This is a genomic window from Catenulispora acidiphila DSM 44928 (assembly GCF_000024025.1).
Classification (GTDB): Bacteria; Actinomycetota; Actinomycetes; order Streptomycetales; family Catenulisporaceae; genus Catenulispora; species Catenulispora acidiphila.
Genome location: NC_013131.1, coordinates 9,347,247 through 9,371,252 on the forward strand (window position 1 = coordinate 9,347,247; position 24,006 = coordinate 9,371,252).

Here is a 24,006-nt window from a genome sequence, read left to right on the forward strand (position 1 = left end):
GGCCAGCCCGGGCGCTCCCGCGCGGCGCCCCCCACGAGCCGGCTCGCGCGCCGATCCGCTTGCCACGGATCCGCTCGCATCGATCCGCTTGCCACCGATCGCGTTTTTGCTCGACCGACTCAGGGAGCTCGGGCACCACGACCGGGGCGGCAGCTCGCGCAAGACCCGGGCAGCCCGGGCTACTCGCGCAGGAAGCTCGACCGGCTCAGCTGGCTTGGCTACGCGCTCTGGTACATCGATAATCCCAACCGCAGCGCGCGCCTGGATCCACCGCGCCGCGCCGCCCTCGGCTAAGGCGCCACCCCGCCCCAGCTCGGCGTGGGCTTCAGCCGCGCGGTGTTGTCCGTCGCGGGGTGGGTCTTGCCGGCGGGCCCGGCGGCGAAGGCGAGGAGCATGTTGGTGGTCACCTGCTGGGCGAAGGTGTGGGCTGCGGCGTTCATCTGGTCGGTGCAGCCGCCGCTGACGAGGGCGCAGTTCCAGCGCATCGTGCCGGTGGCGAAGACGCCCGCTCCGGAGGGGACTGTGTAGTACGCCGAGTCCGAGTACGAGGCCTTGCCCTGGCAGGTGATCGGGGAGTGGGTCAGTGCCTCGATCGGGTGCGGGGTGGTCGAGTCGGCGGCGACTCGGTCGTATTCGATGCCGACCAGTCCCTTGAAGGACTGCCCCGCTTTGGCGCCGGTGCCGGCCATCAGCCAGGAGTCGGGGTCGAAGACCACCATGTTCGCGTTGGCCGGGTTGCATTCGTAGAACACGCCGGTCAGGACGTTCTCCGGGCGCGGGTTCGGCGGGTAGCGCCAGTCCTGCGTCGACTCCGCCGGGTCGGTCACGTGCATCGGGTCCTCGGCGGCGTCCTTGTAGTCCACCTGGATGCGGTCCTTGCCCAGCGGCGAGTCCTGGAAGCGGATGTGGCGGAAGACCGCGTTCGCGCCGAGGAAGGCGAGGTTGGTTCCGGAGTCTCGTGCCTGGGTCACGGTCTGGCGCATCTGCGTCGACCAGTACTCGTCGTGGCCGAGCGTGATAATGGCCCGCGCGCCCTGGAACATGCCGGGGTGCTCGTGCAGGTCGAGGTCGGTAGCATAGGCGAGCTCGAAGCCGTGGCTCGCGGCCAGCTTCTCGGAGAAGACGATCGAGGACTGCTCGTAGGTCTGGAACCGGTCCGCCCCGGTCGTGTCATAGGGCCGGTCGAAGGACACGATCCGCGCGCGATCCCCATAGGAGTTCCGCGCTCCGCCGCTGTAGAGGTCGTACCCGCCGTAGGAGTTGTACGCCTGCCAGGTGGTGACGCCGTTGATCAGCACCACCTTGCCGGCGGTCGAGGTTGACCTCACGGTGACCGGCACGAACCGCGCGCCCTTCACCTTCCCCCCAACGGCGTCCAGGCGTATCAGGTATGAACCCTCCGGCCATCCGTCCGTGGCGACCGTCATCGACGGCTGCCACGTCGTGCTCACCGTGTTCACCTGCGCCCGCACGGTCGCCGCCGGCTGCGCCTTCCCCGGCGTCACCGCGGACTTCCACACCTGCCGAGCCTGTGTCCCGCCGTAGTACCCGATCCGGAAAGCTGTGGCCGTGAACTGCGGCGCGGTGGTGCTCACAAACAGTTTGAAGCTCTGCCCCGGCGTCACCGCGACCTGGTCGTCATACCCCTCGATCCCATGATCGCTGCCGGAGTCGATGCCTTTGTTCCAGTTAGGGGTTCCGGGCTGTGCGTTCTCCGCCGCAATGTTCAAAGCCCCAGCGGGATCCCCAGTAGGAGCACCGCCAGAAGCAACTGGTGCAGCACCACTCTGGGACACGTCCGTGCCGCCGCCGGTATTCGGGCCCGAATGCTTCGAGCCGCCCCCCGAGCACGCCGCGGCCGAGGCCAGAACGAGCATCGCAGTAACGAGCGCTGCCGCCCGGCCTATTCGAGCCTTCACAGACTCAGTCTTCCTTATACGCGCGATGCAATGCGACGATTCCGCCAGTCAGGTTACGGTGCGCGACCCGCCGCCAGCCCGCCTTGCCGATCACCGACGCCAGTTCCCGCTGGTCGGGCCAGGCTCTGATCGACTCCGCGAGATAGACGTAGGCATCCGGGTTCGAACTCACCTTCGTCGCCACCGCCGGCAACGCCTTCATCAAGTACTCGATGTAGACGGTGCGCAGCGGCGCGATCGTCGGGCGCGAGAACTCGCAGACCACCAACCGCCCGCCGGGCTTGGTGACGCGCAGCATCTCGCTCAGCGCGCGCTCGGTGTCCTGCACGTTGCGCAGCCCGAAGGAGATGGTCACCGCGTCGAAGACGCCGTCCCGGAACGGCAGGCGCGTGGCGTCGCCGGCGGCGAACGTCAGATGCGGCAGGCGGCGCTTGCCGACCTGGAGCATGCCCAGGGAGAAGTCGCAGGAGACGGTGTCCGCCCCGGCGGCGTGGAACGGCTGCGTGCTCGTGCCGGTGCCGGCGGCGAGGTCCAGGACCCGCTGCCCGGGCTTGGCGTCCACCGCCTGGCGCACGGCGCGCCGCCACAGCCGCGTCTGGCCGAGCGCCAGCACGTCGTTCGTCAGGTCGTAGCGTTCGGCCACGCCGTCGAACATGGCGGCGACCTCGTGCGGCTGTTTGTCCAGGGATGCTCGGCTCACGGGGCGATTCTCTCACCCGGGGTGTCCGGATCCCGTACCGCCTCAGACCGTACGGTGCACGATTTTGCCGGCGAGCACCGTCGCCACACACGCGCCGCGGTCGATCAGCCGCTTGTAGGGGTCGCCGTCAGCGTCGCCGTCAGTGCTGCTGTCACCGCTGCCGTCCGCCACCGAGAACACCGCGAAATCGGCACGGACCCCGGGCTCCAGACGTCCGACCCGATCCGGTCCCTCGGTCAGCCCGAGCGCCGCCGCGCCGCCGAGCGTCGCCGCCTCCACGATGCGCCGGTCCAGATCCTCGGCGGTGTATCCCTGGTTCCGGGCCACGGCGCGCAAAGCCCGCGCCTCCTCCAGCAGATCGAGCGAGGGCGAGGAGGCGGCGGAGTCGGTACCGATGCCGATCGGCGATCCCTCCTCCAGATACGCGGCGACCGGCGGCTCGCCGGCCTCCAGGATCCGGTTCGAGCGCACGCACAACGCCACCGCGGTCCCCCGCTCGCGCAGCAGCGCGCGGTCGGAGGCGCTGACGTGGATGCCGTGCGCGATATGGCAATCGTCGCCGAGCGCACCGCGCGCGTCGGCCCACTCCACGGGAGTGAGGCCGGTGCCGTGGTCGAGGATGTCGGAGAAGTCGAGCCCGAACTGCTTGGCGTTGTCGGCGAAGGGACCGGTACCGGTCAGCACGTACTCCGACTCCTGCATGGTCTCCGCGATGTGCGGATGCAGGCGCTTGCCGCGCTCGTGCGCGATGGTGACGCAGTCCTCGTACACACCCGTGCTGATGGTGAACGGCGTGTGCGGCGAGACGCCCCGGACCGGTCCTCCGGAGCCGTCGACCGCCGTGACCAGATCGGCCCGCTTGCCCGCCGCCCACGAGGCGTCGTCGGCGAAGACCGCCTCGATGTAGGCCACACCCCGGATCCCGCTGCGGGCGATCGCGGACAGCACCGCCGGCTCGGTCACGATGTCCGCGACAGCCGTGGTCCCGGTCTTCAGATACGCGTGCAGCCCGCGGCGTGTGGACTCCTGCCACATCGCGTCGGTGAACGTCGCCCGGCGCGCGACCATCTGGTGCAGCCACTCCGGGAACGGGAGTCCGGAGGACGCCAGGTCCCCGAAGTCGTAGTACTGCGTGTGCGCGTGGCTGTTGACCAGTCCCGGCGTGATGACGCCCGGCCATTCGCGGACGCGCGCCTCGGGATGCGCGGCGACGAGGTCGGCACGGGTGCCGACGGCGACGACGCGGTCGTTGTCGACGACGACGGCGCCGTCCGGGATCGGGGCGGCGGTCATCGGCAGGACGAGCGGGGCAGCGTGGAGGGTCAGCACGGTTCGAGGTTAAAGCACGGCTGCGGGCCGGGGCGTTTCCGCACCGGCCCGCAGCCTTCGATCCTCAGTCACAGACGCGGAAGCGACGACCGCTCTGTGCAAGCGAACACTGCTCAGTCGCGATCGCGGCCGAGCTCCGGCAGCACCGCGGTGTGCTCGATCCGCACCGCCTGCAGGCGCTGCGGGTCCAGGCCGAGCAGACGCAGGATGGTCGGCGCGATCTGCGTGGTCTCGACCTGCTGACCGTTCACGCCGCGCGCGCTGACGCCCGCGCCGGACACCACGATCGGCACGTTGCGGTCGTCCGCGGAAGCGCCGCCGTGCTCGGCGATCTTGCTCTTCCCGCCGGTGTACACCACGCCCTGCTGCGCGACGCCGAACAGGTCCGGCACGCGGGTGTCGCCGGGCTGCGCGTGGAAGTACCGGCGCGCCTCGGCGCCGGCGTAGACGGTGGTCAGACCGCCGTGCGTGAACGGCTTGGCGGCACCGGTGATGCCGTTGCCGCTACCGCTCTGCGCCAGCAGGTAGTTCTTGGCGAAGTCCGCGGCGGCCTGGCTGCGGTCGTTGAGCCACAGCAGCATGGCGTCGTCGTCGACGGAGAACGCGACGAGGTCGCCGGCGCCCGGATGGGCCTTCTTCCACGCCGCGTTCAGCCCGTCGAGCAGCGGTCCGTCGGGGATGCGGGTCAGCGCGGCCGGATCCTTCGGGGACTGGCCGTGCTTGGCCGACAGGATGATCGTGGTGCTCTTCGCCAGACCGTCCTTCTTCAGCTCGGCGGTGAACCGGCCGACCTCGCCGTTGACGAAGTCCAGCGAGCCGGACAGCAGCGGGCCGGGGGTCTTGCCGTCGGCGAGGTAGCCGCCGCCCTGGCCGTCGGAGGTCGGCAGCTTCTGCGCGGTGGAGACGGACTGGAAGTTCAGGCCGAGGATCGCCGGGGTGCCGACCTTGGTCTTGCCGCTGTGGTCGTAGCCGTCGATCTCGTTCAGGACGGCCTGGACCTTGTAGTCGTCGTACTGGCGGGTCGCGGCGTTGTCCGTGGTCCAGTCCTGACCCGCGGGCAGTGCCGGGTCCTGGCTGTTGATTTCGGGCGTGAACAGGTCCTGAATGCCATCGCCGGACGGGCCCGACAGGATGTCGTAGGCGGCGTGCTTGTCCGACCACGCCGTGCGCAGACCGGCGTCGGCGATCACATTGAAGACCGTGTTCACCTGCAGGTAGGAGTTCGGGGCGACCGGCTTGCAGGTCTTCGGGTCCACCGGGAGCTTCGCCGGGTTGATCAGCGACTTGGCGTCGCCGGTGAGGTTCAGGATCGAGTTCGGCAGCCCGGTCAGGCCCTGCCCGGCGTCGATCGAGGCCTTGTTCCAGTCCAGGTCCTCGGTCAGGTCGACCTCGGCGCCGAGCGGGACGCTGCCGTCGCACGCGGTCGTGCCGGCCGGCAGCAGGCCGTGGTTGTAGGTGTCGTCGTAGTAGACGCCGGTGGTGCCCGGGTCGCCGCCGGTGACCTGAGCGGTCATGCCGGGGAAGGAGTCGGACGGGACCGGGGTCGAGGCCGCGGAGTAGTCCACGCCGCCCTTGACCAGCGCGGCGAGCGCCGAATTCGGGTGCTGCTTCACGTACCAGGCCAGGTCGGACTGGTGCAGTCCGTCCACTGAGACCAGGAGTACGTGCTTCGCGGGGGCGTGCGACGAGCCGTGCGAGTCCGCCTGGGACGGGGCGGCGGCCAGGACTCCGCCGAGCAGGGCGGTCAGGCCGCCGGCGACGGCGAGCCGGGTGACGGTGCGGGACAAGGCGGGGACTCCCTTGTGACGTGGAACCGGCCCGGGATGGCCGGTCGCCGCCCGGTAGCCTGCGAGGCGAAGATGGACGCAGGCTCCGCCTCCGGCTGAACTCCACGCCAACGGCACCCTGCCGGGCGGTGAGCGGGACGGCGAAGAGCTGTTATCGCCCGACAGAAACCTCATTCACCGGACATGCGCCGCCTTGCCGCCCGGCCGCGAGCAGGCAGCCGGACAGCCGGACGGCGCACGAGCATCCACGAATGCTGAGATACCGGCGATTCAGTTCACCTTGCGCTCCCGGCCCTCCCAGTACGGCTCGCGCAGCTTGAACTTCTGCAGCTTGCCGGTCGCGGTGCGCGGCAGCGTCTCGCGGAACTCCACACTCGTCGGCGCCTTGTAGCCGGCGATCAAACCCTTGCAGTGCTTGATGACCTCGGCTTCGGTGGTGGCCAGCGAGGCGTGGTCCTCCTTCAAAACGACCAGTGCCTTGATGGTCTCGCCCCACTTCTCGTCCGGGACACCGATGACCGCGCACTCGGCGATCCCCGGGTGCTTGTACAGCGCGTCCTCGACCTCGATGGAGGAGACGTTCTCCCCGCCGGTGATGATGACGTCCTTCTTGCGGTCGGAGATCGTCAGGTGGCCGTCGTCGCTGATCGCGCCGCCGTCGCCGGTGTGGAACCAGTCGCCGGCCAGGGCCCGCTCCGACTCCTCGGGCTGCTGCCAGTAGCCCTCCAGGACCACGTTGGAGCGCACCAGGACCTCGCCGTCGGCGTCGGTGACCATCTGGGTGCCCAAGGAGGGCACGCCGGCGCGCATGAGGTTCTGCGCGCGCTCCAGGCTCGACAGGGCGTCCCACTCTTCGCGGGTGCGGTTCACGGTGACCAGCGGGGCGGTCTCGGTCAGGCCGTAGATCTGGTTGAACTGCCAGCCGAGGACGTCCTCGACCTGCTGGATGACGGTGCTCGGCGGCGGGGCGCCGGCCACCACGACCCGGACCCGGTCGCGGCCGGGGATCTCGCCGTCCCACTCCTTCGCCGCCGCCAGCACCATCGCGATGACGGTCGGGGCGCCGTTGAGGAGCGTGACGCCGTGCTCTTCGACCCGGCGCAGGACCTCGGCGCCGTCCACCTTCCGCAGCACGACCTGCTTGGCGCCCAGACCGGTGACCACGTACGGCATGCCCCAGCCGTTGGCGTGGAACATCGGCAGGGTGTGCAGGTAGACGTCGCGGTCGCTGACGCCGAGGTGCAGGCCCATGAGGACGGCGTTCAGCCAGATGTTGCGGTGCGTCAGCTGCACGCCCTTGGGCCGCGCGGTGGTCCCGGAGGTGTAGTTGATGGTCGCGGTGTCGTTCTCGCCGACGGCGTGCCGCACCGGCTCGTGGTCGCCTTCGAAGAACTCGGCGTCGGTCTGGGCGCCGATGACGAAGCGGTGCCGCGCCGTGACGCCCTTGAGCGAGTCCTCCAGCTCCGGATCGACCAGCAGCACCTCCGCCCCGCTGTGCTCGACGATGTAGGCGACCTCGTCGGCGCGCAGCCGGAAGTTCACCGGCACCAGCACCCGGCCGTATCCGCTGACGCCGAAGAAGGAGGTCAGCAGCCGCGCGGAGTTGTGCGACACCACCGCGACCCGCGCCCCGGCCTCGACACCCAGCCGGTCCAGCGCCGCCGCCTGCGCCCGCGCACGCCTGGCGATGTCCTTGTAGGTGACGGCGCCCCAGGACGGCGCGGGCTGGTCGGGTTCGTCGACGACAGCCGCGCGGTCACCGTAGACGATTTCCGCGCGGTCCAGGAAGTCGGAGACAGTGAGGGGAATCTGCATTCCCTCACTGTCTTACTTCCCTGGTCGGTCTGCATAGAGGGCGTTCGGTGGTTTACCCGGCGTGTCGCGGGATCGGGGCGGCTGCGGGCTGCCGCGCGCCCTCAGCGCACGTCGACGAGCTTCAGCTCCGGGTGCGCCGTCCCGCCCTCGATCGCGGTGGAGGCGATGTGGCTCATCACGTGGTCGTCGACCGGGTCGTTCGCCGGGTCGTCGTGCACGGTGATCAGGTTGTAGGTGGTGCTGCGCTGGGCCGGGACGCGGCCGGCGGCGCGGATCAGGTGGATGAGCTCCATGCGGTTGGAGCGGTGCTTGGCGCCGGCGGAGGAGACGACGTTCTCCTCCAGCATCACCGAGCCGAGGTCGTCGGCGCCGTAGTGCAGGGAGAGCTGCCCGGCCTCCTTGCCGACGGTGAGCCAGGAGCCCTGGATGTGCGCGACGTTGTGCAGGTACAGGCGGGCGACGGCGATCAGGCGCAGGTACTCGAACATCGTGGCCTGTGTACGGCCCTTGAGGTGGTTGTTCTCCGGCTGGTACGTGTACGGGATGAAGGCGCGGAAGCCGCCGGTGCGGTCCTGCACGTCGCGGATCATGCGCAGGTGCTCGATGCGCTCGGCGTTGGTCTCGCCGGTGCCCATGAGCATCGTGGAGGTGCTCTCCAGCCCGAGGCCGTGGGCGGTCTCCATGATCTCCAGCCAGCGCTCGCCGGACTCCTTCAGCGGCGCGATGGCCGTGCGGGGACGCGCCGGGAGGAGCTCGGCGCCGGCACCGGCGAAGGAGTCCAGACCCGACTCCTTCAGCCGGGTGATGGCCTCCTCGATGGTGACGCCGGAGACCTTCGCCATGTGCTGCACCTCGGACGCGCCGAGGGAGTGGATGACCAGCTGCGGGAACTCGGCCTTGATGGCGCGGAAGTTCTCCTCGTAGTACTCGACCCCGTAGTCCGGGTGGTGCCCGCCCTGGAACATGATCTGCGTACCGCCGAGGGCGACGGTCTCCGCGCAGCGGCGCAGGATGTCCTCCAGCGGACGGCTCCACACCTTGTCGGACTTCGGCGCCGCGTAGAACGCGCAGAACTTGCACGCCGTGACGCAGGCGTTGGTGTAGTTGATGTTCCGCTCGATGATGTACGTGGCGATCTCGCCGTTCTCGCCGTAGACGCCGGAGTAGCGCTTGCGGCGTGCGGCGTCCGCGGCGGTCCCCAGAGAGTGCAGAGGCGCGTGCCGGTACAGTTCCAGCGCTTCCTCGTACTCGATCCGTCCGCCGTCGGCGGCCCGGTCGAGCGCGTCTTGGAGCTCCGCGGAGATCTGCTTGCTCATCGGGCGTGCCCTTCGTCCGGATCGTCAGTGCTTCTCCAGAGTACTTCGGTACTCAGTGCGGGAACTGTCTGGGTATCCGGCGCTCGGGGAGGCCGTCCCGGAAGGTTCCGATGATCGTCGCGATCTGTCGGAAGGTCTGAGTACCTTCCAACATCGGCAAGTAGAGATGCCGGGCCGCCAATCCCTCGACGGTGACTGTGAAGTACATCGCCATGAGAGGGTTCACAAAAAGCACACTGTTCTGTGTGCGTTGTGTGAAGTGGACATTTCCGGACACGCCCAGCATCGCGGAAGCGATCTGGCCCTGCACGATCGAGGGTCGCGACGGCGTGTTCTCCTGCGCGTACGCGACCGCGTCCAGATACAGCGAGCCCTCGCGGCTGGCGCGCGGGATGGAGAACGCGCCGAGGTAGGCGCCGTCCGCGTCCAAGTCGGCGAGGTTCTCGAGCACCTGCACGTGGTTCACGCCGTGGTAGGAGTCGATGCCGAAGCCGATGCTGACCACCAGCCGGACCGATATCTCATCCAAGCCGGCGACGGTCGCCAGGCTCAGCATGTCCTCCTCGGGCGTTCCGAGCCCGGCTTCGTCGCCGCGCATGAGGATGTCGGTCCCGCCGTCGACCAGGACGATCGCGTCGATGCCGAGGTGGGCGATCAGTGCTCGGTACGCCTCGCGCAGCGGCTCGACGCCGGTGCGCTGGAACGAGTAGACCGTCGAGGGCTCGCCCACGGTCTTCAGCCAGCGGGCGAGTGTGCGCTCCGGGAAGTACTCAGCGAAGCCGCCGCTGGCCGGGGTGATGGCCGCGACGTCGGGCGCGAGCCACGCGTCGAGGCTGAAGCCAGAGGAGACGAAGGTCAGGCTGCCGAGGAACACCTCCGCGCCGCGCTCCCGCAGCGCCATCGCCAGGGGCACGCCGCCGAAGACGTCAAAGCCGCCGCCGGCGCCGGCGATCAGGACGCGCCGGGAGTCGGCGAGCGCGGCGAACAGCGGCAGCTCGCGCAGACTGGTGGTCGTCGCACTGGCGGTCATGGCAGAGGACTGTAACCGCGGGCTGCGGACTGTGCTTTGTGCTTGCCGGGCAGGCGCCGACTACTTCTCGCCGGCGCGGAAGATCATGCAGGTCGACGTGGCGGTCGCGTACAGCTTTCCGTTGCCGTCGACGATCCGCGCCTCGGCCAGCGCGGTGCGGCGCCCCATGTGCGTCACCGTGCCGATGCACTGCACCTGGCCGGTGTCCTTGGTCATCCCGCGCAGGAACTTCACCGACAGGTCGAGGGAGGTGTAGTAGTCGCCGGCCGGGAGCAGCGACTGCACCGCGCAGCCGCAGGCGGAGTCCAGGAGGGTGGCGTAGACGCCGCCGTGGACCGAGCCGATCGGGTTGTAGTGGTGCTCGGCGGGGGTCAGGGTGAAGATCACCCGACCCTCCGCGACGTCGCTGATGCCGTCGAAGCCCAGCGTCTCGGAGATCGGCGGCTTGGGCACGCGACCCTCGGCCATCGCCCGCAAGTACTCCACGCCGGACATGCCCGCGCCCTCGGCGAAGGAGGCCAGCGGGTCGTTCCAGGCGTACGTGCGGGTGCGCTGGGCGTCCTCGGCGGCGCCGGTGCTCTCGGCGCCCTCGATGCCGTCCATGGTCTCGGTCATGGCCGCGTACCTCCGGGTGCGAGTGGGCCGACGTCAGTTAGCTACTGATAAGTAACAACGAGTTTAGCCCACGCCTGGTTCCCGGGTTCCCGGGTTCCGGGGTCTCCGGCTCCTCGGGTTCTCGGGTTCCAGGGTTCTCGCCCAGTTCAGTCCTGCCGCGGCAGGAGCACGACCTCCGGGACGTCCAGCACCCCGATCTGGTCGCCGACCTGGCGGGCGAACTCCCGCAGGCCCTCGAGCTGGCGCTCTCCGAGGGAGAAGTCCAGCGTCGTGAAGTAGTCCTCCAGCTGCGCCGCCGGGAACTGCTCCCAGCGCTCGACCTGGCGCGCCACCTTGTCGACGTGCTCCAGGGAGATGTCGCGGGAGCGCAGGAAGCCCCGGTGCACCTCGTGGACGATGTCCGGGCAGCGCTCCAGGTACTCCTTGCGGACCGCCCAGACCGCGAAGACCATCGGCAGGCCGGTCCAGTCCTTCCAGGCCTGGCCCAGGTCCAGCAGGTGGGTGCCGAGGCGGTGGGAGTCGTAGAGCCAGGCGCGCAGGGCGGGGTCGCCGATGATCACGCCGGCGTCGCCCTCGCGGAGCATCAGCTCCAGGTCGGGGGCGCAGTGGAAGTAGTCGGGGCGGACGCCGTACTTCTCGCGCAGGATGAGCTGGGCCAGCTGGACCGTGGTGCGGCTGGTCGAGCCCAGGGCCACGCGGGCGCCGTCGAGGTCTTCGAAGGGGACCTTGCTGACCAGGTTGCAGCTGGTCACCGGGCCGTCGCTGCCGACCGCGACGTCGGGCAGGACCACCAGGTCCTCGGCGTTGCGCAGGTACTCGACCAGGCTGATCGGGCCGATGTCGAGGTCGCCGTCGACGAGCATGTGGGAGAGCACGTCAGGGCTCTGCTTGATCAGCTCCATGTCGAGGATCGCGCCGGAGTTGACCAGGCCCCAGTAGATCGGCAGACAGTTGAGGAACTGGATGTGCCCGACGCGGGGTCGCCGCCGGCACTGGGAGAGGTGCGCTTCTAGCCGCGCGTCGGAGATGTCGTCCACGAGGTTCAGGTTACGACCGCGTGATCAGGAGTCCAGTGGCGGGGCACTCGGGCGAAAGCGGCGAGCCGGACACGCGCCCCCGGCGCGCCGCGACCGCCGGGTCAGTCCTCGTCCTCCATGGACGCGTTCTCCTGGAACCGGTCGGCCAGCCGCTCGGTGCGCTGGGTCACCTGCACCGACATCGCGTCGCGCTGGCGGGAGAGCAGGAAGAAGGACGCCACGCCGGAGACCAGCAGCGCGCCCATCATCAGGTACAGCACGCCGTTGCCGGTCACGATGTGCCCGGTCGCCGCGACCAGTCCCCACAGCACGCCGAGCGACGCGATGAAGATCCCGATGCGCAGGGTGGCGTAGCGCATCGTGGCGTGCTTGGCCACGGCCGCAGCCGCGCCGGCGGCCAGCACGTCGGAATCGGTCGGCGCGTCCTCGGCGGTCGCGACCGCGGTGTCCGCCGCGCCCGCGGCGTCCTTCACCTCGGCCTTGTCAGCCGTCTTGTTGTCGGCAGGCATCCGCCGACTCCTTCCATCGGTATGAGAGACCAGCCACACACGAGGTCTACAGGCTCAGCGCAAAGTAGATCTCGTCCCGGTAGTCGTCCGCCGAAACGCGCAACATCCGCGGGATGCGGCCGACCTCGGTGTATCCGCACTTGCTGTAGAAGTGTTCCAGCCCGAGCCCGCCGCGACAGGTGAGGTGGAGCATTTCGACACCGTCGAGGGTACGCGCCACGTCCTCGGCTGCCCGCATCAGTTCCACCCCGTAGCCCTTGCCCTGGTGCTTCGGGTGCACGACCACGGTCTTGAGCAGGCGCGCGTGGCTCTTCAACGCGAACTGGTGGTCCACCACGACCAGGAACGCCGCCGGCTCGCCGTCCTCGAAGCCGACCAGGAACAGGTCCCTGCCGACCGCGAAGTTCCCGAACGCCGCGGCGTCCACGGTCTCGCGCTCCACCGGGGCGACGAAGCCGATCGCGCCGCCGGCGTTGGTGGCGTCGGTCCAGATGTCGACGAGCCGCGCGCGCAGCGAGTCGGGGATCTCGGCGTAGGTCTGGAAGGTCAGGGCCATGACGCTCCTCGTTCGGCTCAGCGCTCGACCGCGTCGGCCGCACGGCGCGCCCGCCGCAGCCCCACGGCCACGTTCAGCACCGTGACCGCGAGCACGACCAGCGCGGCACCGGCCACCTCGGACGGCACGACCGGCTCCGACCGGCTCAGCAGCAGCGCGCCGCCGGCCACCGCGAACAGGCCGGCGGCCATGACCCGCAGCTCGGTCGCCAGGCTGAAGGGGCGGCGGGGGCGGTCACGGAAGTTCACAAGATAGGACTATGCGGCACCGGTCCGCCGATTCCCAAATCAGTCCCGAAGAGCAGACACGCCCCTTACCGCAGCCGGACACGACACAGGTGGTGGACATCCAGGATATCCACCACCTGTCACGAACCGGTCCCGCTGAGCGATCACCCGCCGGTCATCCGGCTGCGGGACTACCGGACTACCGGACTGCCGGAGCGCCAAGCCGCCGAACCGCCGGTACCGACCCCCAGCGAGCGAGCGGCTCGGCTCAGAACGTCATCAGCTGCGGCTCTTCGCGGCGGGCCGGCTCCGGGCCGTCGTACTCCCGGAGCGCCAAGCCGCCGAACTCCCGAACTCTCTGGCCTCAAGATGCCGGAGCACCGGACTCGCGCCTCCGGGCCGCCGAACTCTCGGGCTCTCGGCCTTCCGGGCCGCCGCACCGCCGGTACCGACCCCCAGCGAGCGAGCGAGCGGCTCGGCTCAGAAGGTCATCAGCTGCGGCTCTTCGCGGCGGGCCGGCTCCGGGCCGTCGTACTCGCGGATGATCTCGTAGCGGGTGTTGCGCTCGACCGGGGTGAAGCCGGCGTCGCGGATCAGCTCGAGGAGGTCTTCGCGGGTCATCTTGTTCGGGGTGCCGTAGTCGTCGGCGTCGTGGGTGATCTTGTACTCGACCACCGAGCCGTCCAGGTCGTCGGCGCCGTAGTTGAGCGCGAGCTGGGCGGTGGACAGGCCGTGCATGACCCAGAAGCACTTCACGTGGTCGAAGTTGTCGAGCATCAGGCGGGAGACGGCGAAGGTCTTCAGTGCCTCGACGCCGGTGGCCATCGGCTGGTTCATGAGGCGGTTGCGGACCTTGCCGTCCTTGCTGTCGTGGAAGTCGTGCTGGAAGCGCAGGGGGATGAAGACGGCGAAGCCGCCGGTCTCGTCCTGGAGCTCGCGCAGCCGGAGCACGTGGTCCACGCGGTGCCGGGGCTCCTCGATGTGGCCGTAGAGCATGGTGGCCGGGGTGCGCAGGCCCTTGGCATGCGCGAGGCGGTGGATGCGGGACCAGTCCTCCCAGTGGGTGGCGTGGTCCACGATCTGCGAGCGGATCTCCCAGTCGAAGATCTCGGCGCCGCCGCCGGTCAGGGACTCCAGACCGGCCTCGATCAGCTCGTCGAGGATCTCCTCCGCGCTCAGGCCGGAGATCTTCTCGAACCAGTGGATCTCGGTGGCGGTGAAGGCCTTGATCGAGACGCCGGGCAGCACCGCCTTGAGCTCGCTGATCGACTTCGGGTAGTAGCGCCACGGCAGCGTCGGGTGCAGGCCGTTGACGATGTGCAGCTCGGTGATGCCGTCCGGCTCCATGTCCTTGGCCAGGCGGACCGCTTCCTCAATGCGCATCGTGTAGGCGTCCTTCTCCCCCGGCTTGCGCTGGAAGGAGCAGTACGCGCACGACGCCGAACAGACGTTCGTCATGTTCAGGTGGCGGTTGACGTTGAAGAAGACCTTGTCGCCGTTTTTGCGGGTCCGCATCTCGTGGGCGAGTTCGCCGAGCCAGGCCACCTCATCGGTGTCGTACAGCGCCACGCCGTCCTCGAAGGAAAGCCGCGAGCCGGAGAGGACCTTGTCCTCGAGATCCCGCTTGAGCCCGGAGTCCATGCCTCACCTTTTCCCGTCCGCGCGTCTACCTGATCAGACAGCAGAGTACGGCAGAGAAGCGTAACGACCTCGTCCGGATTCGGTGATCACGTTGCGATCCGGTGGTCGGACAGCGGATAGTCGTCATCATGTCCGAAACACCCTCCAGACGAGCCGCCGGCCGACCTCCCGGAGACGACCGGGGCGGCCGCGGGCAGTACGACGCCTACGACCGCCAACCCGCGGCGCGCGGCTACGACGACGGGTACGGGCAACAGCCCCGCTCAGGAGGCCGGCCGCCGAGGCCGGCCGCCTACGGCGACGACTACACCCCGGTGCCGGCGGCGGCGCCGGCACGGGGCGGCCGGGGCACCCGCGGCCGGGGACCCGGACAGGACAGCTACGACAGCGACGGAGCCGCGCGCGACCCGCGCGGCTCGCGGGACCCCCGCGCGGCCCGCGACCCCCGTGAGGACCGCGACAGCGACTACGACGACGCCCCGCCGCGCGGCGGCTCCCGCCGGGCCGCGGCTCCGCCGCGCTCGGGCGGCTCCGGCGGCTCGCGCCGCGCGGGCGCCGCGGCGGCCACCGCCGGCGGCGGCCCGGCGCTGCCGCTCGGCCCGCGCCTGGGCATGGCCTTCGCCATCGGCGCGATCCCGGCGCTGATCATCGCCTTCGCCTGCGGCGCCGCCTCCAGCGGCGGCTCCTCGCGCTCGATCGCAGGCATCACGCTGAACTCGCAGCTGCTGGCGCTGTCCGGGCTGGCGATCCCGGCGATGATCCTGATCATCGGCGGGCTGCTGCGCTGGCGGCAGCTCAACCCGCTCGGGCTGACCTGGGGCTTCACCGTGGTGGCCGGGCTGAGCTGGCTGGCGCTGCTGTTCGCCGCGCAGATGGAGAAGGTGATCCCGCACCTCACCCCGCTGATCACCGTGCCGCTGGTGACCGGCGCCGCGGTGGCCGCGGCGGCGTACCTGACCGACGAGAACACCACCTCGACCGGCCGGTACGCGTGCCTGGCCGCGGTCATCGCCTCGCACATCGGGATCGTGGCGATCGTGGTGTCGATCGTGCTGGCCTGACGGCCGCCCGAACAGCCCAGGACGAGCCCGGGACGAGCCCAGAACAAGCCCAGAACGAAGGGCCGCGCCGGAGCGATTCGTGAGAATCGTCTCCGGCGCGGCCCTTCGTTTCGCACCCTCTGCTCGGCGGACGGCGCGCGCCGTGGGCGCCGGTCCGCTACTTCGCGTCCTCTTCCTCCAGCTCGGCCAGCGGCATCGGCCGGTCCTCCCACTTGGTCGACAGCGCGACCGTGGTCCGGGTCCGGGCCACGCCGCGGATCCGGGTCAGGCGCCCGATGATCCGCTCCAGGTCCTCCGGATGCCCGGCGCGCACCTTCAGCAGGAAGGACTCCTCGCCGGCGACGAAGAAGCAGTCCTCGATCTCCGGCACGTCGCGCAGCCGCCAGGCCACGTCGTCCAGCTCGGCGGAGTCCGACAGCAGGATGCCGATCATCGCCGTCACGTTCAGCCCGAGCTGCTCGGGCGCGACCATCGCCCGGTAGCCGGTGATGACGCCGTTGCTCTCCAGCCGGTTGATCCGGTCGGTCACCGACGGCCCGGACAGACTGACCAGGCGGCCCAGCTCGGCGTACGACATGCGGCCGTTCGTCCGCAGCGCGTCGATCAAGGCGCGGTCCACCGCGTCCATGCTTCCTGATCACCTCATCCGCATCGGTGGACGCACCCGCCCGGGCCGTCCGCAACACCAGGGTGCGAGCGTATCGGCTCCCCGGGCCGCCCCGGCCCCCGCGCGGGGCCGTCCGGGGACGCCGTGGTCCCCCATTAACGATCTGTGACGGTGTTCACCTTCAAACAATTGGACAACCAGCGCCCAACTCCTTAGAATCTAAGGCAGAGACAAGGTTAAGCCCGTCGGATCCAAGGAGTCAACGATGAACTTCCAGCCGTACGAGCTGCAGGCCGCGCACACCCGGCTGAACGACCTGCGCAAGCAGGCCGCCAACGCCCGCCTGGCGCGCACCGCGAAGGCCTCCCGCAAGGCCTGAGCTGCGCCGACAGCGCCGGCCGCACGGCGCGAGCCGAGCAGCTCCAGCACAAGGAACACCCCGAGTACCGCAAGAACCGCAAGAACCACCTAGAGCTCCGGCCGCCGGTCGCGTCGATTACTCCCCCCCGAATCGACGCTCGGGTACCGGCGGCCGGGAAAACGGGAGCGCCCCTCCAGTCCGTCCCCCCGGGACTGGAAAGGGCGCTCCTTTGCGTACGCGCTGTCCGGCGCGGACTCAGCCCTCCGGCGCGAACAGCCGCTGGAAGAAGAAGGCGTGCGGCGTGGGCCCGTGCTCGCGGAAGTGCGCCAGCCGGTCGTGCGCCTCCTGGACCGTCGGGACCGTGCCCGCCGGGACCCACCACATCGTGGCGGCGGCCTCGGGCAGCTTGTGGAAGAACTCCTTGCGGCGCGCCAGCAGCGTGCGGTGCTCGCCGGAGAAGGCGAAGGCGCGCAAGGCGCCCACGGAGTCCCAGACGGTCAGGTTGACGAACATCTCGGGATCGCCGGGCCAGGCGATGTCGGTGGCGCCCATCTCGGGGTCGCTGCCCTCCAGCAGCCAGACGAAGCCGGGCATGTCCCGGCCCTGGTCGTTGACGCGCGACAGGTTCTTGGTGAAGTCCTCGATCGCCGGGTCGCCCAGCGGCGCGACGAGCCGGCCGATGTTCACCTGTGCCAGGTGGAAGCCCTCGAAAGGGCCCAGAAGAGCGTCGGGAGTGTCCATGGGGCGCAGGCTACTCAGAGGGCTCGCGTCTATGCGGGCTGTGTCTCGGGACCCGGACTCAGCGTGCTGAACCCAAGTCGCCGCGCCAGCGCTGGAAGAGCGTGTGCGGCACGCCGATCACGTCCAGGATCTTGCCCGCGACGAAGTCCACCAGCTGCTGCACGTCCTTCAGCCCGGCGTAGAACCCCGGCGCCGCCGGCAGCACCACGGCTCCGGCCTCGTCCAGCTCGACCATGTGCCGCAGCGTGCCGCGGTTCAGCGGCGTCTCCCGCACACAGACCACCAGCGGCCGCCGCTCCTTGAGCGTCACGTCGGCGGCGCGCTGCAGCAGGTCCTTCGACAGCCCCAGCGCGATCCCCGCGACCGCCGCCGTGGACGCCGGCACGACCACCATCCCCCGCGCCGGATAGCTCCCGGAGGACGGCCCGGCGGCGAAGTCCCCGGCCGGCCAGTACCGCACGGCGTCCAGCCGCGGATCCTCCGGCGCCCACCCGAGCCACGCGGCCAGGTCCTCGCGCCAGTGCCCGTCCCGGAACGACACCCCGGTCTCGTCCAGGATCGTCAGCCGCGCCGCCCGGCTCACGACCAGGTCGACGTCCTCGCCGGCATCGAGGAGCGCGCGTATGGTCGCGGCGGCGTACGGCGTGCCGGAGGCGCCGGACACGCCGACGATCCAGGGGGTGCGGGAGGTGGTCACCGATCTATTGTCCGTCTGCATAGCCATACCTGCTCAGGCGCCCAACCCGCGCACGATCAGGTCCAGCAGCGCGAAGCAGAACAGCGAGATCCCCACGAAGCCGTTCGTGGTGAAGAACGCCCGGTTCACCTTCGACAGGTCGGTGGGCTTGACCAGGGAGTGCTCGTACCAGAAGGCGCCGGCGACCACCGCGACGCCGATCCACCACAGGGCGCCGCCGTGCGCCACCACGCCGAACCAGACCAGCAGGGCGAGGGTGATGACGTGCGTGACGATGGAGGCGCGCAGGGAGGCGGCGATGCCGAAGCGGGCCGGGACCGACTTCACGCCGATCACGCGGTCGGCGGCGACGTCCTGGCAGGCGAAGATCAGGTCGAAGCCGCCGATCCAGAAGCCGACCGCCAGGCCCAGCAGCGTCGCCTGCCACGACCAGTGGCCCGTCACGCCGATCCAGGCGCCCATCGGGCCGATCGCCTGCGCGATGCCGAGGATGGCGTGCGGGTAATTCGTGAAGCGCTTGCCGTAGGGGTACAGGACCAGCGGGACCACGGCGACCGGCGCCAGGAACAGCGAGAGCCGGTTCAGGGACGCCGCGGCGGCCAGGAACACGACCAGCGCGGCGAGGGAGCCGAGGTAGGCGGTCTTCACCGAGACCGCGCCGGTGACCAGCTCGCGCATCTGCGTGCGCGGGTTCCGGGCGTCGATCTCGCGGTCGATGATGCGGTTCATCGCCATCGCGAAGGTGCGGGCGCCGACCATGGCGACGGTGATCAGCGCCAGCTTGGCCCAGTTCACGTGGCCGCTGGTCTCGAACATCGCCCACAGCGCGCTGATGTAGGCGAAGGGCAGGGCGAACACCGAGTGCTCGATCAGGACCAGGCGCAGGAACGCCCGGGTCCCGCCGGCCACGCCCCGCGCGGTCTCGGGAGCCGCGTTGACCTCGCGGGTGGTGCCGGTGGGTTCCACAGGAGCCGTGGACATCAGAGGCCGTATTCCTTCCAGCGGCGGTCGACTTTCGCCGCGGTCATCGGGTCGGAGGTGATCATCTCCGGCCAGCCGCGGTGATAGCCCTCCTCCGGCAGCTTACGAGTCGCGTCGATCCCCGCCTTTCCACCGTAGAACTGCTGGTAGGAGGCGTGGTCCAGATGATCCACCACACCCTCGACCACGGTCAGGTCGCGGGAGTAGTCCACGTTGCCGAACGCGCGCCAGGCCACCTCGGCGAAGTCGTGCACGTCGCAGTCGCTGTCCACGACGATGATCAGCTTCGTCAGCGACATCAGGTGCGCGCCCCAGATCGCGTGCATCACCTTCTGCGCGTGCTTGGGGTAGCGCTTGTCGATCGAGACGATCGCGCAGTTGTGGAAGCCGCCGGCCTCCGGGAGCGCGTAGTCGAACAGGTCGGGGATGATGATCTTCAGCAGCGGCAGGAAGAAGCGCTCGGTGGCCCGGCCCAGCGGACCGTCCTCGGTCGGCGGCCGGCCCACCACGATCGACTGGAGCATCGGCTCGGCGCGCATCGTCACGGCGGTCACGGTCAGCGCCGGGAAGGGCTCGACCGGCGTGTAGAAGCCGGTGTGGTCGCCGAACGGTCCCTCCGGCAGCGTCACGCCGGGCTCCAGCCAGCCCTCCAGCACCACCTCGGCGTTCGCCGGCACCTGCAGCGGCACCGTCTTGCAGTCCACCAGCTCGACCCGCTTGCCCTGCACGAAGCCGGCGAACAAGTACTCGTCGATGTCCGAGGGCAGCGGCGCGGTGGCGGCGTAGGTGACCGCCGGCGGGCAGCCGAACGCCACGGCGACCGGCAGCCGCTCGCCGCGGCGCTGGGCGACGGCGTAGTGGTTGGTGGAGTCCTTGTGGATCTGCCAGTGCATGGAGATGGTGCGCTTGTCCTGGCGCTGGAGCCGGTACAGGCCCAGGTTCCGGGCGCCGGTCTCCGGGTGCTTGGTGTGGGTCAGGCCCAGGTTGAAGAACGAGCCGCCGTCCTCCGGCCAGGTGTGCAGCGCCGGCAGCAGGTCCAGGTCCACGTCGTCGCCGGTCAGGACGATCTCCTGCACCGGCGCCTTCTTCACGTGCTTGGGCGGCACGGACTTCAGCTGCGCGGCCTTGCCCAGCGCGTCGCGCAGACCCGAGACGCCGTGCGGCAGCTCCGGCTTGAGCAGGTCGCCGATCCGGTCGCCGATCTCGTCCAGGTTCTTCAGGCCCAGCGCCAGGCAGAGCCGCTCCTCGGTGCCGAAGACGTTCATGGCCAGCGGGATCGGCGTGCCGTCGGGGGTGTGCGCGCCGCGGACGTTCTCGAACAGCAGCGCCACGTTCTTCACGGGCCCGGCGTGGGAGTCCTCGCGGTCCGCCTTCTGCACGCGGTCGGTGATCTCCCCGACCTCCAGGTGCGGGTCCACCTCGGCGCGGACGCGCTTGAGCTGCCCCCGCCGTTCGAGGGCCTTCAAGAAGGAGCGCAGATCGTCGTAGGCCATGGTGACCAGTATGTGTCAGACCCGGGAAGACCCCCGTACCGGTCCCGCAGTGAACGCTTCGCCGTTACTGTTGAATATTGGAAAACCCGCGACTTCCCGGGAGGCTGGGCGTTGCTCCGTTTCGTGATCCAGTGGCTGGTGCCGATCGCACTGGCGATCTTCGCCTGGGTCGACTGCCTGCTCACTCCCCGGCCGTGGGTCCGGTTCCTGCCCAAGCCCGTGTGGGCCGTGCTGATCGCGGTGCCGTATGTCGGCGCCCTGCTGTGGATCTTCTCCGGCCGGACGGCGCAGCCCCGCGATCCCCGGCGCCGGGCCACGGACTCCCACCCCGGACTGCTCAGCTCGATCGGCCGCGGCGGGGCGCACCAAGCGCGGCCGCGGATCGTGGACACCCCGGGGCGCCGGACGCGCGGCGGGTCGGCTCCCAGCACATGGACGGTCGCGCCGGACGATGATCCGGAGTTCCTGCGGCAGCTCGGCGAGCAGTTGAAGAAGGACCGCCCGGAGAACTGAGCCGGCGGCGGGCGACGAAGGATCATGATCTGGGCCGCTCCCGCGATTTTCCGCTGCCCACGCCCTGCTCAGCAGGGTTGATCGAACCGCCGCCCGGCGATCTTCCCCTTTTCGAAGATCGACTTCCTGACAAGATCGCGCATTGCCCGGGTATCGAAAGTTCAAATTTCGGCCAAAGACGATTGCGCGACGGGGTGACTGCTGCTTCTATTCCAGTTAGGGAACTTTACTAACGAAAAACGGAGGCCCCACCCCCATGTCCTCGAGCCGTAAGCGCCTCGCCGTGGCAGCCGCCGCGGCGATCGCGATCGCCACCCAGCTCGCCATCACGCACACCGCCCAAGCGGCCACGGCGCACCCCGCCGCCAAGGCCGGCTCGGCGGCGGCGCCGGCCGCCGCCGCGGCCGACTACACCGCCGCCCAGGTTCTGGCCGGCGTGCAGAAGAACTCCACGTCCTCGACCCAGGTCAACAGCAAGCCCCACATCAACACCATGACGCGGTCGATGAACGTGAACGTGTACCAGCCCGCTCCGGGCGTGTACTCCTACACCTCCAGCATGGCCATCGACGACGACGGCAGCGACCCGGACCCGGATCCCGACCACCAGGGCGAGACCACCTTCCAGGACAGCAACGGGGCGCAGCTGGCCGCGCACCACGTGCCGTTCTTCGTCCTGGGCGACGACTGCTGGGACAAGAAGACGCCGTGCCCGCACTTCTTCTACAAGGAACACGGCATGTCCGGCCGTCAGTTCGCGCTGATGTTCTACAAGGGCAAGGTCATCGGCTCGATCTTCGGTGACACCCAGACCGGGAACAGCCAGACCACCTCGGACAACGACTCGCGCGAGCTCGGCGAGGCGTCCGTGAAGGCCGCCTCCCTGCTCGGCATCCCGAGCAGCGGCACCACCGGCGGCGTGGACAACGGCGTGACCGTGGTCATGTTCTCCGGCCCGTCCTGGGTCGTGAACGGCAGCAACGCCAACCTGAGCAACAACGCCCAGGCCCTGGTGCAGAAGGCGCTGAACACCCTCGGCGCGGCCATGGACGGGGGCGGCACGACCCCGCCGCCGCCGACCGGCACGCTCTTCGAGGCCGAGACCGGCTCGATGTCCTCCGGCGGCACATTCGACTCCAACCACACCGGCTTCACCGGCTCCGGGTTCGCCAACCCGGCCAACGCGGCCGGCTCCTACCTGGACATCCCGGTCACCGCGGACTCCGCGGGCACCAAGACCCTGACGTTCCGGTACTCGGACGGCACCAGCTCGGCGCGCCCGGCGACCATCTCGGTCAACGGCACCTCGCACGGCACGCTGAACTTCCCGGTCACCTCGGACTGGAACACCTGGTCCACCGCGACCATCTCGGTGCCCCTGACCGCCGGCGCCAACACCATCCGGGTCACCGGCACGGTCGCGGACGGCCCGGCCAACATCGACTCGGTGACCGTCTCCTAGACGTTCCGGGTCGTCGTACCACCGTTTGACACCCACAGTTCCCGCTCACACCGGCGCCGGCCGGCGGGTCGCCACCCGCCGGCCGGCGTCTGTGCGTGTGCCGTATTCCGTGTTCCGTGTGTGTCGGAAATCTGTGTCCTGGCCGGCGCTAGCCCGCCGTGGACTGCATCGTGAAGCCGAACATGTGCCGGTCCATCGTGAACACCGGGTCGGCGTAGGACTGCGGGAAGTCCTCGAAGCTCTCCCCGACCGCCTCCACCAGGTACTCGGCGACCGGCTCGGCCAGGCCGAAGCGCCGGGTGGACCAGCGGGCCCAGGCCAGCGCGGTCGGCTCCAGCATCTCCAGCTGCGCGTCGTCGGCGTTCACCCGGGCCGGGATCAGGACGTTGATCAGGGTGTCGAACTTCTCGGGCCCGTACAGCGGCGGGTCGCCGGCGAACTCGGTGAGTCCCAGGCGGGCGAACACCTCGCCCCATTCGCGGACGATCGCCGGGTGCGGCAGGCCGCGCACGTCCTCGCAGGACGTGAACTCGTCCAGCAGCGGCGGGAGGTCGTCCAGGTCGTAGCCGATGTCGGTGCCGCCGGGCAGTTCCGCGGGCTCGGGCAGGACGGCCAGGCGCGAGAGCATGAGGGCGCGCAGGGCGGCGAAGTCGTCGCCCTCGTCCTCCTCGTCCTCGTCTTCCTCGTCGAACTCCTCGTAGTAGCCGTGGGCCTCGGTGTCGGCAGCGGCCGGGCCGGACTGCTCCAGCGCGGCCAGCGCGTCGAGCTCGGCGAAGGCCTCGTCGACCGCCTCGGGCTGGAGCTCGGGGTCGTCCTCGAACTCCTCGTCCAGCTGCTCGAGGCCGTCCTCGGCGTCGTCGTCCTCGGCGTCGTCCGGGTCCTCGTACTCGTCGTCGTCCTCGTCGTCGACCAGGGTCTCGCGCACCGCGGGCTCCAGGCGGCGGCGCAGTTCGGCGGCTTCGAGGCGGTCCAGGGAGAAGACGCCCTCGGGACCCTCGGAGAACTCCGCGCGGATCTCCGCGAGGATGTCGGGGAGGTCCACCGGATCGACGAGGAGCACCTCCACCACGGTGCCCTGCGCGTTGTTGGCGACGGTCGCGGTGAAGGCGTAGCGGTCCTTGCCGCGCTTGAAGGCGGCGATCAGCAACTCGCCGTCGGCGAACACGTCGGAGACCGACCAGGCCTCCAGGAACTCGACCTGCTGCAGCGCCGCGCCGTACCAGTCCGGACGGCGGATGCCCTTGTGGAACAAGCGCTCCGAGGCCTGTCCGGCCCGCGCCGCGACCTCCGGCGAGGCGACCGAGGCCAGCGCGCACAGCACCGCCTGGGCCCGCGGCGAGCCGACCAGCTCCAGCACCTCGACCAGGCCGAGTTCGGCGCCCTCGGGCTCGTCGTCCTGCTGCAGCGCCGCGGTCCACAGACCGCCCAGGAAGGCCGAGGCCCACAGTTCGGCGTCCAGCGGGGTGCGGACCGTCCGCGGATCGCCGTAGACCTCGTCCAAGGCGTCGAAGAGCTGCCCGAACTCCGGCGGCAGCTCCGGCTGCCGGGACGGCGAGGGCGGATGCGCCCGCCGGTTCGGCACACCGGGACGCGAGGAGTGGTGGGGCTG

Annotated in this window: 22 protein-coding genes; 3 read left to right on the forward strand and 19 right to left on the reverse strand. The window is 70.0% G+C overall.

All coding sequences use genetic code 11. The annotated features are described in order from the left end of the window. Nucleotides 1–290 precede the first annotated feature (290 nt). The 13 genes from CACI_RS39795 to mqnE form a co-directional block, all read right to left on the reverse strand. On the reverse strand, nt 291–1,730 hold the full coding sequence (locus tag CACI_RS39795) for a N,N-dimethylformamidase beta subunit family domain-containing protein (RefSeq protein WP_143765577.1): 1,440 nt from the start codon (nt 1,728–1,730) through the stop codon (nt 291–293). A 193-nt stretch (nt 1,731–1,923) separates the two neighbouring features. Further along, the gene (locus CACI_RS39800) at nt 1,924–2,619 is read right to left on the reverse strand and encodes a demethylmenaquinone methyltransferase (protein ID WP_015796603.1); all 696 of its coding nucleotides are present in this window, start codon (nt 2,617–2,619) and stop codon (nt 1,924–1,926) included. Nucleotides 2,620–2,661: 42 nt separating this feature from the next. Beyond that, nucleotides 2,662–3,948, reverse strand: coding sequence for an amidohydrolase family protein (locus CACI_RS39805; RefSeq protein WP_015796604.1), 1,287 nt, complete (start codon nt 3,946–3,948; stop codon nt 2,662–2,664). 113 nt (nt 3,949–4,061) lie between these two features. After that, nucleotides 4,062–5,735 carry an alkaline phosphatase family protein gene (locus CACI_RS39810; RefSeq protein WP_015796605.1) on the reverse strand — a complete coding sequence of 558 codons (1,674 nt, stop codon included), beginning with the start codon at nt 5,733–5,735 and terminating at the stop codon, nt 4,062–4,064. A 270-nt stretch (nt 5,736–6,005) separates the two neighbouring features. Next, nucleotides 6,006–7,550 carry an AMP-binding protein gene (locus tag CACI_RS39815; RefSeq protein WP_015796606.1) on the reverse strand — a complete coding sequence of 515 codons (1,545 nt, stop codon included), beginning with the start codon at nt 7,548–7,550 and terminating at the stop codon, nt 6,006–6,008. 101 nt (nt 7,551–7,651) lie between these two features. After that, nucleotides 7,652–8,866 carry a cyclic dehypoxanthinyl futalosine synthase gene (gene mqnC / locus CACI_RS39820; protein WP_015796607.1) on the reverse strand — a complete coding sequence of 405 codons (1,215 nt, stop codon included), beginning with the start codon at nt 8,864–8,866 and terminating at the stop codon, nt 7,652–7,654. Nucleotides 8,867–8,918: 52 nt separating this feature from the next. Further along, nucleotides 8,919–9,896, reverse strand: coding sequence for a DUF1152 domain-containing protein (locus tag CACI_RS39825; RefSeq protein ID WP_015796608.1), 978 nt, complete (start codon nt 9,894–9,896; stop codon nt 8,919–8,921). Nucleotides 9,897–9,956: 60 nt separating this feature from the next. Beyond that, nucleotides 9,957–10,511, reverse strand: a complete 555-nt coding sequence (locus CACI_RS39830) for a PaaI family thioesterase (protein ID WP_015796609.1) — start codon at nt 10,509–10,511, stop codon at nt 9,957–9,959. Nucleotides 10,512–10,657: 146 nt separating this feature from the next. Further along, complete coding sequence (locus tag CACI_RS39835) at nt 10,658–11,548, reverse strand: menaquinone biosynthetic enzyme MqnA/MqnD family protein (protein ID WP_015796610.1); 891 nt, start codon at nt 11,546–11,548, stop codon at nt 10,658–10,660. Nucleotides 11,549–11,649: 101 nt separating this feature from the next. After that, complete coding sequence (locus CACI_RS48700) at nt 11,650–12,057, reverse strand: DUF4229 domain-containing protein (protein ID WP_015796611.1); 408 nt, start codon at nt 12,055–12,057, stop codon at nt 11,650–11,652. Between the two features lie 46 nt (nt 12,058–12,103). Beyond that, on the reverse strand, nt 12,104–12,613 hold the full coding sequence (locus CACI_RS39845; protein WP_015796612.1) for a GNAT family N-acetyltransferase: 510 nt from the start codon (nt 12,611–12,613) through the stop codon (nt 12,104–12,106). A gap of 17 nt (nt 12,614–12,630) precedes the next feature. Further along, nucleotides 12,631–12,861: a hypothetical protein gene (locus tag CACI_RS39850; protein ID WP_015796613.1), complete on the reverse strand. Its 231-nt coding sequence runs from the start codon at nt 12,859–12,861 to the stop codon at nt 12,631–12,633. A gap of 459 nt (nt 12,862–13,320) precedes the next feature. Beyond that, nucleotides 13,321–14,481, reverse strand: coding sequence for an aminofutalosine synthase MqnE (mqnE, locus tag CACI_RS39855; protein ID WP_015796614.1), 1,161 nt, complete (start codon nt 14,479–14,481; stop codon nt 13,321–13,323). A 128-nt stretch (nt 14,482–14,609) separates the two neighbouring features. Between mqnE and CACI_RS51790 the strand changes: the two genes are divergently transcribed. Then, entirely contained in the window at nt 14,610–15,542 is a 933-nt protein-coding gene (locus CACI_RS51790) for a hypothetical protein (RefSeq protein ID WP_015796615.1), read from the forward strand. A gap of 157 nt (nt 15,543–15,699) precedes the next feature. On the opposite strand, the gene CACI_RS39865 is transcribed toward CACI_RS51790, so the two are convergent. The 5 genes from CACI_RS39865 to CACI_RS39885 form a co-directional block, all read right to left on the reverse strand. Then, on the reverse strand, nt 15,700–16,170 hold the full coding sequence (locus CACI_RS39865) for an Lrp/AsnC family transcriptional regulator (RefSeq protein ID WP_015796616.1): 471 nt from the start codon (nt 16,168–16,170) through the stop codon (nt 15,700–15,702). A gap of 595 nt (nt 16,171–16,765) precedes the next feature. Continuing rightward, nucleotides 16,766–17,251 (reverse strand): DUF3291 domain-containing protein, encoded by a 486-nt coding sequence (locus tag CACI_RS39870; protein ID WP_015796618.1) that lies wholly within the window; start codon nt 17,249–17,251, stop codon nt 16,766–16,768. Between the two features lie 58 nt (nt 17,252–17,309). Further along, entirely contained in the window at nt 17,310–17,969 is a 660-nt protein-coding gene (locus tag CACI_RS39875) for a UbiX family flavin prenyltransferase (RefSeq protein ID WP_015796619.1), read from the reverse strand. A gap of 12 nt (nt 17,970–17,981) precedes the next feature. Next, nucleotides 17,982–18,929, reverse strand: a complete 948-nt coding sequence (gene mqnP, locus CACI_RS39880; RefSeq protein WP_015796620.1) for a menaquinone biosynthesis prenyltransferase MqnP — start codon at nt 18,927–18,929, stop codon at nt 17,982–17,984. After that, nucleotides 18,929–20,422, reverse strand: a complete 1,494-nt coding sequence (locus CACI_RS39885) for a menaquinone biosynthesis decarboxylase (RefSeq protein WP_015796621.1) — start codon at nt 20,420–20,422, stop codon at nt 18,929–18,931. Before CACI_RS39885 ends, mqnP begins: the two co-directional genes overlap by 1 nt. A 111-nt stretch (nt 20,423–20,533) precedes the next feature. Here CACI_RS39885 and CACI_RS46755 point away from each other — a divergent pair, with 111 nt between their 5' ends. Together CACI_RS46755 and CACI_RS39895 are read left to right on the forward strand one after the other, a co-directional pair. Further along, entirely contained in the window at nt 20,534–20,935 is a 402-nt protein-coding gene (locus tag CACI_RS46755; RefSeq protein ID WP_015796622.1) for a PLDc N-terminal domain-containing protein, read from the forward strand. 256 nt (nt 20,936–21,191) lie between these two features. Further along, nucleotides 21,192–22,397, forward strand: coding sequence for a glycoside hydrolase family 75 protein (locus CACI_RS39895; protein WP_015796623.1), 1,206 nt, complete (start codon nt 21,192–21,194; stop codon nt 22,395–22,397). Nucleotides 22,398–22,545: 148 nt separating this feature from the next. Here the strand turns inward: CACI_RS39895 and CACI_RS39900 are convergent, their stop codons facing one another. Beyond that, nucleotides 22,546–23,979: a hypothetical protein gene (locus tag CACI_RS39900; protein WP_143765580.1), complete on the reverse strand. Its 1,434-nt coding sequence runs from the start codon at nt 23,977–23,979 to the stop codon at nt 22,546–22,548. Nucleotides 23,980–24,006 lie beyond the last annotated feature (27 nt).